We start from the raw sequence: 17852 nt of genomic DNA, 5'->3' as shown, positions 1-17852 counted from the left end.
CAATGAACAACAAATATACTTTAGGAATGATAGGCCTTGGTACCATGGGCCGCAATTTATTGCTTAACATGGCCGACAATGGATTTGCCGTAACAGGTTACGACAAAGATGCCAGGATGCTGCAAAAACTAGAAGAAGATGGTAAAGCTCATAACTTAAAAGGTTTTGCTGTTTTAGAAGATTTTATACAGTCATTAGAACTACCAAGAAGAGTAATGTTATTGGTACCTGCCGGACAAATTGTAGATAATGTTATTAAAGAGCTTATTCCTTTATTGGATAAAGGTGACATGATCATTGACAGCGGAAATTCGCATTTTACCGATACCAGCAGAAGAGCTTCTGAACTTTCAGAACAAGGTATCCATTTCTTCGGAATGGGAATCTCAGGTGGTGAAGAAGGTGCCCGTTTCGGACCTAGCATGATGCCTGGTGGTGACAAGACAGCCTACAATGCTGTTAAACCAATCCTTGAAGCTGTTTCAGCTAAAGTAAACGGTGATCCTTGTGTAACGTATATCGGCCCTGGAGCTTCGGGCCATTTTGTAAAAATGGTACACAATGGTATTGAATATGCCATGATGCAAATTCTTGCCGAAACCTATTACCTGCTTAAAAACGGAATGGGTTACGATAATGAGCAAATCTATAATACCTTCAAAAAATGGAATGAAGGTAGGTTGCAATGTTTCCTGTTAGAAGTAACCAGAGATATTTTTAAAGTTAAAGACGAAAAATCAGGCGGTTATTTAATCGATGTAATAAAAGACGAAGCGAAATCAAAAGGTACAGGTAAATGGACCTCACAAGTTTCAATGGATCTGCAATTACCAATCCCAACTATCAATGAGTCGGTAAGCTGCAGAGATCTTTCTAAATTTAAATCACTACGTGTTGCACTTGCTGCTGCCCTGCCGCATGCTGCAGAAAAAATTGATAATCCTGCTGAGTTTGAAGTACAGCTGGAACAAGCACTTTATTTCTCTATGATCACTTGCTATGCGCAAGGATTGCACCTGCTTACTCAGGCATCAGAAGAATTCAAATATGAGCTCAATCTGCAAGAGATCTCGCAGATCTGGCGTGGTGGATGTATCATTCGTGCAGAACTATTGGAAGATATTTACCAGGCGTATAAAAAACAGCCTGATCTGGCACACCTTTATGCCGATGCAAGTCTGCAGACAAAGCTTAATGAAATTATCCCGGGAACCAGAAAAGTTGTAGGACACGCCATTCAAAACGGTTTTGCTATTCCTGCCCTTGCCTCTGCCCTAACGTATTATGATTCGTTAAGAACCGCAAATTCAGCACTTAATTTAACCCAGGCACAAAGAGATTTCTTTGGTGCTCATACTTTTGAACGTACAGATGAAGCTGGCATTTTCCATGCCGACTGGAACTCAAACAATTTGTAAAAAACAGTATAATGAAAACAAGTATCAGCCTTAGTCCAACCATTATCGTAATTTTTGGTGGTACTGGTGATTTGAATTTGCGCAAGCTTGCGCCAGCGCTTTACAACCTTTACGTTGAAGGCTTTATGCCTGAAAAGTTTGCCATTATTGGTACAGCGAGAAGACCACTTACCAATGAAAAGTTTAGAGACACCCTGATGGACGGTGTAAACAGCTTCTCACGTACCGGTAAGGTAAATAAAGAAAAATGGGAAAAATTCTCAGAGAATGTTCATTATAATCCAACTGATGTTAAGGATTCTGCATCTTTTGACGAGCTAAAAGTAGTTGTTGACAAATTTAAAGACGAATTCGGTGCCGGAACACAAATTTTGTTTTATCTGGCAGTATCTCCTGATCTTTTCCCTCCTATCGCTAAACGTTTAGCCAAATTTAAAATGGCTGAAAATGAAGACAATTGCCGTATTGTGGTTGAAAAGCCGTTCGGTAAAGATCTTGAGACCGCACGAGAGTTGAATGCTTTGCTAAAAGAGCGTTTCAAAGAAAAGCAAATTTACAGAATTGACCATTATCTGGGCAAGGAAACCGTACAGAACATTATGGCTTTCCGCTTTGCAAATTCTTTCCTTGAGCCACTTTGGAACAGGAATTATATCGACCATATACAGATCTCTGTTACGGAGCAGCTTGGTGTGGGCGAACGTGGTGGTTATTACGAAGGCTCTGGTGCACTGCGTGACATGATCCAGAATCACTTGTTACAATTGCTTTGTATCATCGGCATGGAGACTCCTATTAATTTTAATGCTGATGAAATCAGGGATAAAAAAGTAGATGTATTAAAAGCAATGCGCCCTTTCTCTGCTGAAGATATCCGTTTCAATACCGTTCGCGGTCAATATACTAAAGGATGGGTTGAAGGAAAAGAAGTACCAGGCTACAGACACGAGAATGGGGTTGATCCAGATTCGAATACAGAAACATTTGCTGCGATTAAATTCTTTGTAGATAATTGGCGCTGGCAAGGTGTTCCCTTCTACGTACGTACTGGAAAGCGTTTATTTCAGACTTCTTCATTAATCACGATCCAATTTAAAGATGTGCCCCATCATATTTTCCCACCTGCTGTAACTGAGCACTGGCAACAAAATAGATTGATTATCAGCATCCAGCCTGAAATGAGTATCCGCTTGCAGGTACAAGGAAAAAGACCGGGCTTAGATATGGTGCTCAACCCTGTTGACATGGTATTTGATTACAAAGGTACATATACTACTCAAAGTCCTGAGGCTTACGAAACGTTGTTACTTGACGTAATGACTGGTGATCAGACCCAGTTTATGCGTGCTGATCAGGTTGAAACTGCATGGGAATTGCTAATGCCGGTAATCCATGCATGGGAAACTAAAAAATCATTGAGTTTCCCTAACTACTCAGCGGACTCATGGGGTCCTGAAGACGCTGAAGCCTTGATTGCAAGAGATGGTTTCCACTGGTTTGCCCTACCATTAAATAAAGACTAATGAATTTATTGATTTACAAAACACAAAGCGAATTACTGGAAGATCTAGCCGCTTATATCATCAAAATAGCGAATAAATCAATTGAAGAGCATGACCGTTTTAATTTCGTACTTACAGGTGGTAATTCGCCAAAGGCATTATACGAAATGCTGGCAACCACCTATAAAGACAAAATAGACTGGACAAAAGTATTTTTCTTTTTTGGGGATGAACGCAATGTGATGCCCGATCACGAAAGCTATAACGGCTTAATGGCTAAAAGAGCAATACTTGATCCTTTGAATATTCCTGCCAAGCAGATCTTTTATGTAGATACTACCCTCGCGCCTGAAAAAGCAGCGATAGAATACAATAAAGCGCTAACAAAACATTTCAACGGTGCTGACCTTGTATTTGACTTGATTTTATTAGGTATGGGGGATGATGCACATACAGCATCATTATTCCCGGAAACAACTATACTGAACAATGAAAACGTAGAGATCGATTCTGTATTTGTAGAGAAGTTATCTACATATCGCATCACCTTTACAGCGCCATTGATCAATAAGGCTAAAAATATAGCATTCCTTGTTTTCGGTGAAAGCAAAGCAAAGGCAGTAAAGCAAGTCATTGAAAGTGATAAAAAGAATCCGAAACTATACCCTGCACAGTTAATCGATCCGATTGATGGCGGAGTTACCTGGTTTTTAGATAGTGCTGCAGCAAGTTTATTAAATTAAACAGATAGCATTGCTGAGTTACACAAAAAAGGGAGTCCATATTGGATCTCCCTTTTTTGCTTTTAAATATCCAATAATCTTCTGTGGTAATTAATCTGCCCTAAGTGATACGCCAGATGTGTACTGAGATGTATCAACATAAAAGCAACGGAGCTTCCTCCTTCCACAACTTTTACCAGGGGGTAATCATTACTTAGGTCTGCCTCAGTTAACCCATCCAGAGATTCGTTTACCACCTTAATGGTATCCTCTACTTTAGTTAGCAATTCAATTCTAGGAATATTTTTTAAAGAGAACTCTAACTCCCGGTTTCTGATATAGCCAGTCTTACCAAGTTCAGCCCCGACAAAAGTATTCAGGTTTCCTACCAGGTGCAAACAAAGGTTCCCGGCAGAATTGGCAATGCTTTTTTCTACATGCCAAATATTTTCTTCATTCTGATATAACTCTATTTCCGCTTTTAGCTTATTCAGATCTCTTGTAAAGATTGATTTTAACGATTCCTTTAACATATAGCTTTAGTATAAGCTAAAAGTAAGCAGAAATATTTAGATTATGACTTCTCCGGATGAAGCAACTTATCTGCTTCCGCTTTCAGCTTATCCAACTTTTCGTTCACTTTGTTGAACTTTTCCTGAATATGAGCGCGTTTATTAATAATGCTTTTAATTACATCATTAGTGGTCTGATTTACCTCAGAAAGATCGGCTTTGTGTTGACCTTTATTTTCCATAAACCTTGGATTTATTTTAATAAATATAAAGAAAATATTGGTCATATCAAGTATCTCTGATACTAGTATACTTCGCATTCATAGCCCATATTTGAAAAGCAAAACTATTTAAATTTCTATTGATTAAACGGAGTTAATCCAATAGGATTTAATTTTTTGTTAACGAATAGGTTTTGCTATTGTTTTTATAATCTTTTAATTTACATTTGTTTAGCTAAAAATTAAATCAAAAAACAACGCTTTCACCAATGAAAAAGAATTACACCATTAATTGGCTGATTCCAGACCTGGACAAAAATAAATGTACCAGCCAAATCGAAGAATTTATCATTAATGCTGTTTTGTCAGCATCCTTACAGCCCGGTGATCCGGTCCCCCCCTACAGAGAATTAGCAAAGCTAAATGACGTTGGAGAAAGCTCAGTCAGGAGAGCTTACAACAGACTAACAAACAACAACTGGTTAAGCAGTCAGCTCGGCTCTGGCACTATCATATCAGAAAGCAATCCAACAATAAAAGTTCCAAATAGAAACTCAGGTTTTACGCATCATTTTCCTGCTGGTTTTACCAATCTAAGTGAAAGATCGGAATTTCTAATCAGACATGAAGAAGACCATCTGCCATATAGCAGTGTTGGTGCAGATTTCCCCAGCCCCTCCCAATTCCCTGAAGAAAGATTTGCAGAATATTATAACTACTATCGCGAAACAAGCAGAAATTTAAGCCAGGCGGAGTTATTTAGCGCTTACAATGGTCGCGAGTTAAAAGATGCTGTAGTTGAGCATTTAAACCGTAAACGGGATTTTGGTTTACAGTACAATATGCTGGATATCATTAAGGGTAGAAAAAACTGTCTGGAAAGGGTTTTTAACATCCTGCTTACCAAAGGCGATATCATCATAAATACCACACCACATGATACAACACTAACCAAAGCGATTGTAAAGTATGAAGCTATAGTTTACAACCTTGACCGCAATTCAGACGATTTTATTGAAAGAATTGAGCAAATGTTGGAATATGGCACATCCATACGAGCCCTTCATATCAGACCACAATGTAGCTTTCCGGAAAGTTTTTCACTCAACCCAGAGGACTGTCAAAGATTGGTTGACCTCGCTAAAAGATACCGAATATGTATTATTGAAGAAGAAGACGATCACGAATTCTGGTACGGTTCCCAACCCTACAAACCCCTGGCCTGCTACAACCATAATGGTTATGTGGTTTACATGGGTACCTTGAGCAAGGCCAGCCCGGAAACACAATCCCTCCGCTTAATCGTAGCTTCTGTACAGTTTATCAATGAACTGCAATCCTTACCTGCTCAATCCATCGAAAACAGGGACATCATTAAAGAAAAAGCAATTGCAGAAATGATCAAAAACGGAGATCTGGCAGAATACTCCAGAAAGGTCCGGATAAAATCAAAAACATATCGCGATGAGCTGCATATCATCCTCAACAACCACCTTGATAAGTATATAACCTATGAAATCCCAGAATACGGATTAACCTTCTGGCTAAAATTCCACAACAGCATTGACCTGAATATGGTACTCGAAAGAGTCGACCAAATGGGTATTCCCGTGCCTTACCATCCCAACAATAAAAAAACTAACAAAAAGGTAAACCATATGATGTTGGGTTTTGGCGCCTTCGACATCCATGAGGCCGAAGGCGGTGCCAAAATGCTAAATCAGGTTATTAAAGGTTTAAACATTACCTAGTTTAAACCGCTACCCTTCCTACGTACACGCTATTGGAAATACTTTGTCTATCATCGGAGATAAAGGCCATGTAAGTTTCCAGAAAATCATCTTTCCGATTTTTATGACGGGCTATTTGAACGCGTAGCTCGTCTTCTCCTTCAAATCTCCGCGCGCCGCTGACTATATAATCTGATTCGTGAGTAGCTGTTTTATATGCCAGGAGCATCACCTGATCTCTCTTCCGCTTCCAATCCGATTTTGGATCAACATCCCATTTAAACTTTAAAACATCGCCTTCCAGCTCAACAGTAGGATTTAGAGGTCCCGACAGCTTACCTCTACTAATCAGCACTTTGGAATAATCCAGCACCAGGTCGGGATATGTGCCTGTAACGGCTTCATTGATGTGATAGGAAACGGCATTGTTTTCCGGAATTTTTGTGGTTCCGGCAACATCCAATTTATAACCAACATTGATGAAACCGCTAATCACAGCGATAAACGATTTAACAATTTTAAATCTCAAATTCACTGCTTTCTGAGCATCAGATCTTACTCTTTTCTTTTTGCGTTTTCGTGCTTCCATTCGAATCACGGGTTGACCTAGTCTAACGTAACCTACGAGGTTGGCAATTTTTCCAATTAGTGGGCCTAAAATGCCATTTTTCAATCTAGCCATAAATAATTGTTTAACAAGAGCGTTATTACCCTTTACTCTAAGTTAAGCACAGAACGACCAAAGTGTATGTTTTCTTTTGTAAAAATCTTGTCCCTAAACTGCTCTTAATCTGCTTATATCTTGCTTGAGCAAAAGGATAGCAAAAGAGGAGCAAAAGGAAAGCAAAAGGATAGCAAAAGAAATTATAGTCCCAGACCAAACTGTATCATACCCTGATCAAGTGCTCGCATCTTCAAAAGGCTACCGACACGCACAAGAATTCTACAACAGAGATAACTCGTTACAAACCATATAGACAAATAACTATCAAGGCAATTTTACAACAATAAAGACGCTGAGATTCCTCTAGACTTAAATAACTTTCGAACGCCGGTTTCTTCCTTCAAACAACCTCAGCAATGAACAAAATGAACAAACCATCCAAAAGATAGAGCAAAACACTGAATAGACGAAATTTCAGCGGAAAAACAGGCAAATATCCAGACATTACCCGATTCAGATTTTGCCAACCTATAGTTAAACTGAACAACATGAATAATAAATAAACCCTTCCTGTACTCTAGTTTTACTATTAGGGAATAAATAATTAAGAGCACAATCGTTTAAACTGGGATTTTTAGTTACATGCCAATGCTCTCATACGGACTTAAAAACATCTACACTTACAGCTTTCTATTACTATTCCTAGTAATGGTTGGAGGTGTGTTTGAAGTTAAGGGGCAAAGGATATATGCTGATGAATATGGTTGGACAAAATCAGCAGTTGCATTAGCTAGTTCATCAGTTGTCACTCCGGAAAATTCAACTGGGGCTCCAGATATCAATTATGCAAATTTAAGTGTAACTACTGCACTTGGAGCTGCGGATGCAACTATCCAACTCAAGTTTCTTAACACCACTAACCCATCTAGTCCTTTACCTAAAGACACTAAAGTTTATGTAAAAATCGATGGAACATTATCCGGTTCTCTATTGGGATTATTATTAGGAGGCGGCGGGAGTGTTTCGGCTTATTCGGGTGCAACTTCAGGCTCAATGACTTCCATTTCTGGTTCCTCAATAACCACTACCCGGTCTGGTTTAACAGATGTTGATGCGACCAAGTATGCCATAATTGCCGGTAATTCGAGTTTCAACTCTGTTGTATTAACTATAGATGCAAGTCTTATATTAGGAACAGGAAATTTACAAGTATTTCATGGCTTCTATATAGCCCCTCCTATACTCAGCACCCCTATTATATGCGGTGGTCAATCTGTTAATGTAACTAATGCACAAGCAGGTTATACGTACAAATGGTGGAGTGCGGCTACAGGAGGGACAGTATCACACACCGGTTCTAGTATAACACCTCCAACTCCATCAACTCAAACAACTTATACCTATTATGTCGAAGCTAACGACGCTAGCTTTTCATCCATTCGTGTTCCAATTACGATTACCGTAAATCCTCTTCCCTCCATCCCTAATATTACAAGTACAACTATCTGTAGCGGAACTACAACAAATCTATCAGTTAATTCCCCTGATGTTAATTACACCTATAAATGGTACAATTCTTCATCGGGAGGTACTAGCTTTAATACCGGAACCAGTTATTTGACCCCCGCTTTAACTACAACAACAGACTATTATGTAGAATCAATCATTACCGCTACTGGATGTCCAAGCGCAACAAGAACTCAAGTAACTGCTACCGTAAATTCTGTTACCGGGGGTACAATTGCCACCAATCAATCAATTTGCTCTGGGACTAAACCCCTTGTCATCACCAGCACTTTAGATGGCACAGGTAACAACGTTACCTATCAATGGCAAAAGTCATCAGTTGACAACACCAATTATACCAATATAAATGGTGCTACAAGCCTCACCTATACAGAGAACGTCAACCTTACCCAGAAAACCTATTACAAAAGAATAGCAACGGCTACACTTAATGGAGTTGTCTGTTCATCAGAAAGCAATGAGGTAATAGTAAGTATTTACCCTATTCCCTCTCATCCATTAGTAAATGTTAATTCAAACTAGACAATAAATCGATTTCAAAAACAAATCCAAATAACATGAAAACAAAATCTACAATTCTCAAAACAGCATTAATCTGCATCATTACAGGGGTATTTTCTCAAGCTTCGGCTCAAACAGACATCACGGCAATAGGTGATTTCGCCAATGCGAACATGTCAAACTTAAATCAGGTGATTTGCATGGGAAAAAGTGTTGATCTCACCTTATCAAATACAGATGCCGGAACAGATTATGTTTGGCTAACCAGACATAAATCAACAGATGGCGTAACAGCACTTGCGGGAGACAACCTACCTGCTAACACAGGAACATTAGTTGATCCTGCTTCAAATTTAACAGCCGCTGGATATTATATATATAAACTGAGAGCAACAAATACCACAACCCAATGTTCTGAGATCTTCGAACAATTGGTGTATGTATTACCAACTCCTATTGTAACCCTTTCAAATACGGGAGACCTTGCTGCCTGTACAAATGCTTCGGAAGACATGGTTCTTACCGCTTCAAATGCTTCTGGAACAGGTGTAACGCAAACATTTGCAGTAAACTACCAATGGTTTTCTAAAAAATCGACTGACCCAGAAGTATCTCTAGGTAATACGACCAATAGCTATACTGTATCAACAGGAACAACTGTAGGTTCACTTGACTATTATGTAAAAGCTACCTATAAAATTAAAGACTGTGGGGCAACAGAATCTACTAAGAAAACTGTAGTAATAACCGCGGCTCCGGGCAGACCTACAATTGGAATTGCTTCGAACTAGTTAAGATCTTATCTGAGATTGTTCATGTTTAACAGAAAAATAAGTTTTGTGTCGAGTTTGCTGTTGCTTAGCGCAACGGCAGGCTTTGCGCAAGCTAATGGTTCTAGCCAGACAGTAATCCTTCAGCCCGGGGGATCACTTAAGGCCAAAGCCAGTTCTGTTAACGCAACAACTTATCAATGGATAAAAGACGGCACCGCCATTACAGGTGCCACATCAGCAGAATACAACATTTTGCTACCAGGCATTTATACCGTTATCTCATTTAATACTGAAGGATGTGCATCCGACATATCAGCTGCTTTAATCGTAAGTACAGGACCAACGACAATACTTACGGCTGATCTGATAATCAATAAAAATTCAGAATCGAGATCAGTAGCCATCAACGAAACTTTTGAATACCTGATACGCGTAAAAAACAACGGTGCAAGTAATGCCACCATGATTAAAGTCCAGGATATACTTCCTGAAGAGCTAAACTTCGAACAATTAATTACTCCCAATTTAGGCTTCGCCAGCTACAACCAGGGTAGTAAAACCATTTTATGGGAAATTGACAAACTCAATAACGGAGAAACTACTGCTTTAAAAATCAAAGTAAAAGCCATTAAAGCTGGTATCATTAGAAATACAGCTACCGTTACCGCACTCGAAACAGACCCGGATAAAAACAACAATACGGCTATAGATAGTAAATCAATAGCAGGAATAATCATCCCCAATGTTTTTACACCTAATGGCGATGGGCTAAACGACACCTTCGAAATACCAGGACTGGAACTGTATGAAGCGAATGAATTGACCATCGTAAACCGCTGGGGAGGAACTGTCTATGACAAGAAAAGTTATAGAAACGACTGGGGAGCCACAGGGCTTAGTGAAGGGACTTATTACTACCTGCTGAAAGTAAAAACTGCAGCAAACAAATGGGAAGTTTATAAAGGATTTCTAACCATACTCCGCAGCAAATAATATGAAGAAATTTATACTCACAATTTTCATAACAGGTATGATATCCGGCGTCAAAGCACAACAAGACAGCCAATTTACCCAGTACCTGTTTAATGCCATCCATATCAATCCGGCATACGCTGGTTATAAGGACGATATCTATATACAGTCTTTCTACCGATCACAATGGGAAGGCATTAAAGGCGCGCCAAAAAGCTTTTCTATTGCAGCAGATGGAGCATTTAACGACGGGAATGTTGGTTTAGGAATAATCCTTTCAAATGATCAGCTAGGCGCACAAAGCTACCTTACTGCGTATGCAAATTATGCCTACCGCATTAGAATGGGTGATGAATCCTCACAACTCGCTTTTGGGATAGCAGCGGGTATAATGCAACTGGGGCTTGATGGCAATAAATTAGATAACTACACACCGGGCGATGAACTGATCCCACAAGGTTCACAAACCAATACGCTCCCCGATGCTCGTTTTGGCGTCTACTATGCAAATAAAAACTATTTTGTCGGTTTCTCCGCAACCAATGTGTTGGCGAAATATATGTCAAAAAAGAATACCGAGTCGAGACTAGTACCAGTTCCACAACCCCACTTTTATTTTACTGCCGGTGCCTTATTCCCTTTGAATGAAGACATGCAAATTAAACCCGTAATTTTAATTAAAGATGATACCAAGGGACCTTCTTCATTAGATTTAAATGCTTTTGTGCTCTTAAAAAAAAGCATCTCGATAGGTGTTTTCTATCGTACTTCCTTCGATTTTTACAAAAAGGATTACCAACAAAGCAACTCCTCTAGACAGAACGCTATAGGCGCCATATTTGAGGTCTTTGCTACGCAAAACATAAGAATCGGATATTCTTATGATTACGCTCTCAATAAACTCCGCAATTACAACTACGGTAGTCATGAAATCTCCGCAGGTTTTTACATCAATCGCAAAGAAGCCAGAAAAAACCGACAACAGAGGTGTTATGATTTTTAAGGCCATTTTATTCCAACAACCATTAACACCCAATTAATCGATTTCCCCTTCGATTTACGTATATTTATTACACAAGGCTTAAATCAATGGCTACAGAATCTAAACGCAGTATCGTTATTGTTGGTGGCGGCTTAGCCGGATTATCAGCTGCACTCCATTTACGAAAAGCAAATTTAGAAGTCACGTTAATAGAAAAAAGTACCTATCCACACCATAAGGTCTGCGGTGAGTATCTATCAAATGAGGTACTCCCTTATTTGCAATGGCTGGATGCAGATCCACTGTCGCTTAGCCCAAGCATTATAAAAAAACTGACAGTCTCATCCAGTACTGGAAAAAGTATCAACTGCGATTTACCACTTGGGGGCTTTGGTTTAAGCCGCTTTACTTTGGATCATTTCCTTTACCAAAAGGCACTACAAAAGGGCTGCGTTATCATTACCGACCGCGTTACAAGCATCCAATTTAAAGACAACAACTTTGAGCTAAGCACCGACAAGCACGGCATATTAAATAGCCATTTAGTCATAGGCGCTTATGGAAAAAGATCGGCCATAGACCAGAAACTGTCTCGTCCCTTTATTTTAAAAAAATCACCATGGCTAGCTGTAAAAGCACATTACAACGGTAATTTTCCAGACGATCTGGTAGCCCTCCACAGTTTTAAAGGCGGATATTGCGGCGTATCAAAAGTAGAAAACGACCATATCAATATTTGTTACCTGGCAGATTACGAAAGCTTTAAAGCGCATAAACATATCAATGACTTTCAGAAAAATGTGCTCTGCAAAAACCCAGAACTGGAAAGTATCCTGGAGCACAGCACCATGCTTTTTGAACAGCCCTTAACCATCAGTCAAATCTCTTTTGAAAAAAAAGAGGCGGTACAAGATCATATCTTAATGATTGGTGATACCGCAGGTCTGATTCATCCGCTATGCGGCAATGGAATGGCTATGGCCATCCACAGTGCCAAAATTTGTGCAGAACTCATCATAACGTACTTAAACGGGGGTATTGCCTCCAGAAATCTATTAGAACAGGAATATATAAAAAGATGGAATAGCATTTTTAAAACCCGTCTGCTGATGGGCAACTTCTTATCCCGATTGATCAGAAAAGACAGATTATTCAAACCAATGCAGCAGCTGTTAATTACTTTCCCATCGGTACTGCCACTAATTGTTAAAATGACCCACGGAAAACCCATTGTATGCGAATAGACACCAGCAAAAGAAGCGATGCACCGGAAATTATGGACGACTTCAATTTAGAAGGAGAAATATTAAGGGACGCACTTGATAAAATCGCACATATCAACAGGTTATTAGGAGGCAATAAAGTTACGCTTCAGGGATTAAAATGGCTACTGAAAGCAAAAGCACATGGGCATACAACTATAACCATTTTAGATGTAGGTTGTGGTAATGGCGATATGCTACGCGTGCTGGCCGACTATGCCTTAAAAAACCAATTGGATTTCAAGTTGATTGGCATTGATGCCAACAAATTTACAGTTAAACACGCACAGCAATTATCAACTGCATACGCCAATATTAGCTACAGATGTGTAGATATTTTCGAAGAAATTAAACAAGATGAGATTTACGATGTTATTCTCTGTACATTGACATTACATCATTTTAGGGATGATGAGATCAGAACGCTTATGAATGGTTTTAAAAAACAGTCGGCATTAGGTATCGTAGTTAATGACCTACACAGAAGCGCACTAGCCTGTTATCTATTTTTAGCCTTATGCTTTGTTTTCAGACTTAACCATATGTCAAGGGAAGACGGATTGGTTTCCATTTTAAGAGGCTTTAAAAAATCTGAACTTGAGACTTTATCACAGGAACTGAACATTAATTCTTATCTCCTGAAATGGAAATGGGCCTTCCGATACCAATGGATAATTAATACGATATGAGCGTAAAAATTAAAACAGTTACCAGGCTTGAACCACAATATTCGAGGCCCACAGCCGAGATTCTCCCCTTTCTGGATGTTTGGCTAGAGGATCAGGAACCGCGGTTTATAAAAAAGGTGAAACTCATATTTGAACAGGCAGCGGTTGATAAAAGGTACTCAATTATGTCGCCAGAAGAAGTGTTTAACCGAAGCTCATTTGAAGAAAAAAACAACATCTACATCAGGGAAGGCATAAAATTAGGTACCGAATGTTTACGACTCGCCCTGGAAAAAGCAGACTGGAAACCGCAAGATCTGGATTACCTCATTACGGTAAGTTGCACAGGAATCATGATTCCATCCATGGATGCCTACCTAATCAATGCATTAAACCTGCGACAGGATATCGTACGCCTTCCGGTAACAGAGATGGGCTGTGCCGCCGGAATATCAGGAATGATCTACGCGAAGAACTTTTTAAAAGCAAATCCAGGCAAACGCGCTGCCGTAATAGCTGTGGAATCACCAACAGCAACCTTTCAGCTCGACGATTATTCGATGACCAATATCGTTAGTGCGGCCATTTTTGGAGATGGGGCAGCATGTGTTCTCCTCTCTTCTTTAGAAGGAGAAGAAGGCCCGGAAATGATTGCCGAAGAGATGTATCACTTTTATGATGCCATTCCCATGATGGGTTTTAACCTGACCAACAAGGGCTTAAAAATGGTACTTGATATCTCCGTCCCAGAAAACATAGAACAGCATTTCCCTGATATCATACACCCTTTTCTGAAAAAAAACGGATACACAATTGAAGAGATAGATCATCTGATCTTTCATCCGGGAGGAAAAAAAATTATTGAAACAGTTGAAGCCTTATTTGGTAATTTAGGCAAAAATATAAATGAGACTAAAAACATTTTAAGAGAATACGGAAACATGTCGAGCGCCACCGTACTTTATGTGCTGGAACGCTATATGGCAAAGCCAATTCGAAGCGGAGAGCTAGGCCTGATGCTAAGTTTCGGACCAGGCTTCTCGGCACAAAGAATTCTTTTAAAATGGTAAACAACAATTAAAAAATACAACATGAAAAAAGCAGATATCTTATCCCATTTACCTTACACGAAACCATTTTTATTTGTCGACGAACTGGATGAAATTGATGAAAACGGCGTTAAAGGTTCTTACACCTTTGATCCGGAACTAGACTTCTATAAAGGTCACTTTAAAGATCATCCGGTTACACCAGGGGTAATTTTAACAGAAACCATGGCACAAATCGGACTGGTTTGCCTGGGTATTTACTTATCTGGAAATGCTGAAGGTGGAATGCCTGGTCACGTTATGCTAACATCTACAGCTATCGACTTTATGAAACCTGTTTTTCCGGGAGAAAAAGTAACGGTAACTGCTCAAAAAGTATATTTCAGGTTTAAAAAACTAAACTGTACTGTACAGATGACCAATGCTGCCGGAGAGGTAGTTTGCAAAGGTACCATTGCCGGTATGGTAACCAACAAAATGAATGGATAAACGTGTAGTCATAACCGGAATGGGTGTTGTTGCACCAAATGGAGTTGGACTAACTGCATTTACGGAGGCCATTAAAAATGGTGTTTCTGGCATCAAACACGATCCGGAGTTGGAAAGACTACAATTTTCCTGTCAGATTGCCGGAAAGCCGGAATTATCTGATGAACTGATTGCCCAGTACCTCACTGATTTAGAACGGAGAAACTTTAATAGCACTGGCATTCTATATGGCATTATTGCCGGTATGGATGCCTGGCAAGATGCCGGGCTAACCATTGCTAATGAAGAAGAGCCCGACTGGGACAGTGGGACCATATTTGGCGCAGGCACATCGGGCATTGATAAATTCAGGGAAGCCATTTATATGGTCGATGAGTTGCTGGTACGTAAACTGGGCAGTACTGCGGTGATACAAACCATGGCCAGCGGTATCAGCGCTTACCTGGGCGGAAAGCTTGGATTAGGCAACCAGGTAAGCAGCAACTCATCGGCTTGTACAACGGGCACAGAAAGCATTTTAATGGCCTATGAGCGCGTTAAAAGTGGTCAGGCTAAAAGAATGCTTGCAGGGAGTACGAGCGACAGTGGCCCCTATATCTGGGGCGGCTTCGATGCGATGAAGGTATGTACCTTTAAACACAACGAGGAGCCGGAAAAGGGCTCGCGGCCAATGAGTAGCAGCGCCAGCGGTTTTGTGCCCGGAAGTGGTGCAGCTGCATTGGTAATTGAGTCGCTGGAAAGCGCACTGGCTCGTGGAGCAAAAATCTATGCCGAAATATTGGGTGGACACCTCAACTCAGGCGGACAACGTGGTAGCGGTAGTATGACCGCTCCAAACTCCATTGCCGTACAACGCTGCATACAGGCAGCCGTACAAAACTCGGGTATCAACACCTGGGATATTAATGTTATTAATGGCCACCTCACAGCAACAGCAAAAGACGCACTGGAAATACAAAACTGGGCTATAGCTTTGAACCGGTCAGCCGAGAACTTCCCCTATATAAACAGCTTAAAATCAATGACCGGACACTGTTTAAGTGCCGCAGGAAGTATCGAATGTGTAGCATCAGTACTACAATTACAGCAAGGTTTTATCTTCCCTTCGGTAAACTGCGAAGATCTCCACCCGGAAATAGCTGAACTGGTAAATAAAAATAAAATAACAAAGCAAATAATTCATCAAAACATTGATATATTAGCTAAGGCAAGTTTTGGGTTTGGTGATGTGAATGCCTGCATTATCTTTAAAAAGTACTACAATGGATAGAGAAAAACTCATAGCAAAACTGAAAGAAATTGTTGCTCCATACACCCACGACAAAGAGGCTTTAGCAAAGATCAATCAAACAACAGATTTCATCAATGACCTTAAGATCAATTCGGCCAACCTGGTAGATGTGATCCTAGATGTTGAAGAAGAGTTTGATATTGAGATTGATAATCTGGAGATGGCGAAAATGCTGAATGTAAACGAAACTGTAACGATTATTGAGTCAAAACTTAAAGCACTTGATAGGGAATGATATTGTTGATTTAAGTATTGCTGCAAAAGAAAGCAATTGGGCCAGAACTGGTTACCTGGAAAAGATTTTCACCACAGCCGAAAGGTTTCATATCCAGGTAGCAAAAGACCCCCAAATAATGGTATGGCTCATGTGGACCATGAAGGAAGCGGCTTACAAGGCCTATTCAAGGGAGACAAAATTCAGAACCTTTGCTCCCACCTTGATTTGTTGCAACAACTTGATTCTGCATGATGAAACTGCCTCCGGAGATTTATTTTACGAGGGCAAAGTGTTTTATAGTCAGAGCAGCATAGCCCAAAACTATATCCATACCATCGCATCCGAGAAAGCCAGTGTATTAAAAGACATAAACCCTAAAATTAGTGATTATAATGAGTTCGATAACTCATACAGAAGCACCCATCCGGCTTCTGTAAGTCACCACGGCCATTACCTGGCCCTTATTTATCTTTAAGATTCTCTTCCATCAGCAAGCTGATAATTCCATCTACCAAACCAACTTTCGGCACATAAACCTGCTTGATCCCCGTCCACTTTAACAAAGTAATATAAATTTCGCAGGCTGGTATAATTACATCCGCCCTATCCGGATTTAAACCAAAAATATTGATCCGCTCCTTAAGAGAATGTGAATTGAGCTGATTGTAAAGCGCTTTTAATTTCAAGAAGGTTAATGGCATACCATCCTTTTCATCAGACATGCGGAACAACTTATTGATGTTACCCCCAGTTCCAATACCTGCCAGATTTTTTAAAGACTTCGTATTTTCCTTTACCCATTCTCTCATCTCTTCCCATGTTTCCTCCTTATCCTGATTATCCAGAATCCGAATGGTTCCGATATCAAATGATTTGGAAGCAATAGGTATCCTATTCACAAAAACAGATAATTCGGTACTACCTCCACCTACATCAATGTAGAGATAACTCTTCCTGATGTCGAGGTTAGCTTCAATATGGTTCGCATAAATGATGTTGGCTTCGCGCTGTCCCTCAATAATCTGAAGGTCAACATCAGTTAGTTCTTTTACTTTCTTAATAATCTCAGCACCATTCTCAGCTTCACGCATGGCCGAAGTTGCACAAGCCAGATAGGCTGATACATGGTACACATCCATCAGGTTTTTAAAAGCCAGCATGGTCTTCAATAAATCTTCCGTTTTACGCTCAGAAATACGACGATCTAAAAAAGCATCATCACCAAGCCGCAAGGGAACCCTTACCAAAGTATTCTTTTTAAAACTGTACCCCTCCTCATTTTTAGAGATGTCGGCTATTAATAGCCTAACCGCATTGGAACCTATATCTATGGCAGCGTATCTTAACATTGG

Annotated in this window: 19 protein-coding genes; 15 read left to right on the top strand and 4 right to left on the bottom strand. The window is 40.0% G+C overall.

All coding sequences use genetic code 11. The annotated features are described in order from the left end of the window. Positions 1–2 precede the first annotated feature (2 nt). Genes gndA through pgl form a run of 3 tightly spaced genes read left to right on the top strand, consistent with a single transcriptional unit; the run spans position 3 to position 3663 of the window. Complete coding sequence (gene gndA, locus B9A18_RS21760) at positions 3–1418, top strand: NADP-dependent phosphogluconate dehydrogenase (RefSeq protein WP_084291667.1); 1416 nt, start codon at positions 3–5, stop codon at positions 1416–1418. Between the two features lie 11 nt (positions 1419–1429). Continuing rightward, entirely contained in the window at positions 1430–2941 is a 1512-nt protein-coding gene (gene zwf, locus B9A18_RS21755; RefSeq protein ID WP_084291666.1) for a glucose-6-phosphate dehydrogenase, read from the top strand. Further along, a complete protein-coding gene (gene pgl / locus B9A18_RS21750; protein ID WP_084291665.1) occupies positions 2941–3663 on the top strand; it encodes a 6-phosphogluconolactonase in 723 nt (240 codons plus the stop codon). The genes zwf and pgl overlap by 1 nt, the downstream gene beginning before the upstream one ends. 62 nt (positions 3664–3725) lie before the next feature. Here the strand turns inward: pgl and B9A18_RS21745 are convergent, their stop codons facing one another. Together B9A18_RS21745 and B9A18_RS21740 are read right to left on the bottom strand one after the other, a co-directional pair. Then, positions 3726–4175, bottom strand: coding sequence for a DinB family protein (locus B9A18_RS21745; RefSeq protein ID WP_084291664.1), 450 nt, complete (start codon positions 4173–4175; stop codon positions 3726–3728). 41 nt (positions 4176–4216) lie between these two features. Further along, on the bottom strand, positions 4217–4396 hold the full coding sequence (locus B9A18_RS21740; RefSeq protein ID WP_144009578.1) for a hypothetical protein: 180 nt from the start codon (positions 4394–4396) through the stop codon (positions 4217–4219). Positions 4397–4644: 248 nt separating this feature from the next. Here B9A18_RS21740 and B9A18_RS21735 point away from each other — a divergent pair, with 248 nt between their 5' ends. Continuing rightward, positions 4645–6126, top strand: coding sequence for a GntR family transcriptional regulator (locus tag B9A18_RS21735; protein ID WP_084291662.1), 1482 nt, complete (start codon positions 4645–4647; stop codon positions 6124–6126). A 1-nt stretch (position 6127) separates the two neighbouring features. Here B9A18_RS21735 and B9A18_RS21730 read toward each other — a convergent pair whose 3' ends face one another. Further along, entirely contained in the window at positions 6128–6787 is a 660-nt protein-coding gene (locus tag B9A18_RS21730; RefSeq protein ID WP_084291661.1) for a DUF6266 family protein, read from the bottom strand. A 630-nt stretch (positions 6788–7417) separates the two neighbouring features. Here B9A18_RS21730 and B9A18_RS21725 point away from each other — a divergent pair. From B9A18_RS21725 to B9A18_RS21675, 11 genes are all read left to right on the top strand, one after another. Next, on the top strand, positions 7418–8818 hold the full coding sequence (locus tag B9A18_RS21725; protein WP_144009577.1) for an immunoglobulin domain-containing protein: 1401 nt from the start codon (positions 7418–7420) through the stop codon (positions 8816–8818). A 35-nt stretch (positions 8819–8853) separates the two neighbouring features. After that, on the top strand, positions 8854–9588 hold the full coding sequence (locus B9A18_RS21720; protein WP_084291659.1) for a hypothetical protein: 735 nt from the start codon (positions 8854–8856) through the stop codon (positions 9586–9588). A gap of 24 nt (positions 9589–9612) precedes the next feature. Next, positions 9613–10563: a T9SS type B sorting domain-containing protein gene (locus tag B9A18_RS21715; protein WP_084291658.1), complete on the top strand. Its 951-nt coding sequence runs from the start codon at positions 9613–9615 to the stop codon at positions 10561–10563. A 1-nt stretch (position 10564) separates the two neighbouring features. Next, positions 10565–11545 carry a PorP/SprF family type IX secretion system membrane protein gene (locus tag B9A18_RS21710; RefSeq protein ID WP_084291657.1) on the top strand — a complete coding sequence of 327 codons (981 nt, stop codon included), beginning with the start codon at positions 10565–10567 and terminating at the stop codon, positions 11543–11545. A gap of 86 nt (positions 11546–11631) precedes the next feature. After that, on the top strand, positions 11632–12768 hold the full coding sequence (locus tag B9A18_RS21705; protein ID WP_084291656.1) for an NAD(P)/FAD-dependent oxidoreductase: 1137 nt from the start codon (positions 11632–11634) through the stop codon (positions 12766–12768). Further along, positions 12759–13475, top strand: a complete 717-nt coding sequence (locus tag B9A18_RS21700) for a methyltransferase domain-containing protein (protein WP_084291655.1) — start codon at positions 12759–12761, stop codon at positions 13473–13475. The genes B9A18_RS21705 and B9A18_RS21700 overlap by 10 nt, the downstream gene beginning before the upstream one ends. After that, positions 13472–14524, top strand: coding sequence for a type III polyketide synthase (locus B9A18_RS21695; protein WP_084291654.1), 1053 nt, complete (start codon positions 13472–13474; stop codon positions 14522–14524). The genes B9A18_RS21700 and B9A18_RS21695 overlap by 4 nt, the downstream gene beginning before the upstream one ends. A 21-nt stretch (positions 14525–14545) precedes the next feature. Continuing rightward, complete coding sequence (locus B9A18_RS21690; RefSeq protein ID WP_084291653.1) at positions 14546–14992, top strand: 3-hydroxyacyl-ACP dehydratase FabZ family protein; 447 nt, start codon at positions 14546–14548, stop codon at positions 14990–14992. Further along, positions 14985–16262 (top strand): beta-ketoacyl-[acyl-carrier-protein] synthase family protein, encoded by a 1278-nt coding sequence (locus B9A18_RS21685; RefSeq protein WP_084291652.1) that lies wholly within the window; start codon positions 14985–14987, stop codon positions 16260–16262. The genes B9A18_RS21690 and B9A18_RS21685 overlap by 8 nt, the downstream gene beginning before the upstream one ends. Next, a complete protein-coding gene (locus tag B9A18_RS21680) occupies positions 16255–16518 on the top strand; it encodes an acyl carrier protein (RefSeq protein WP_084291651.1) in 264 nt (87 codons plus the stop codon). Before B9A18_RS21685 ends, B9A18_RS21680 begins: the two co-directional genes overlap by 8 nt. Further along, positions 16505–16975 carry a 4'-phosphopantetheinyl transferase family protein gene (locus B9A18_RS21675; RefSeq protein ID WP_159452720.1) on the top strand — a complete coding sequence of 157 codons (471 nt, stop codon included), beginning with the start codon at positions 16505–16507 and terminating at the stop codon, positions 16973–16975. Before B9A18_RS21680 ends, B9A18_RS21675 begins: the two co-directional genes overlap by 14 nt. Here the strand turns inward: B9A18_RS21675 and B9A18_RS21670 are convergent. Beyond that, positions 16962–17849, bottom strand: a complete 888-nt coding sequence (locus B9A18_RS21670) for a Ppx/GppA phosphatase family protein (protein WP_084291649.1) — start codon at positions 17847–17849, stop codon at positions 16962–16964. The genes B9A18_RS21675 and B9A18_RS21670 overlap by 14 nt on opposite strands. Between the last annotated feature and the right edge of the window lie 3 nt (positions 17850–17852).

Origin of the sequence: Pedobacter nyackensis (assembly GCF_900176505.1) — a bacterium.
GTDB classification, from domain to species: Bacteria; Bacteroidota; Bacteroidia; order Sphingobacteriales; family Sphingobacteriaceae; genus Pedobacter; species Pedobacter nyackensis.
Note: the sequence above shows the minus strand (reverse complement) of the source record. Positions and strands in the feature narration are given on the sequence as shown.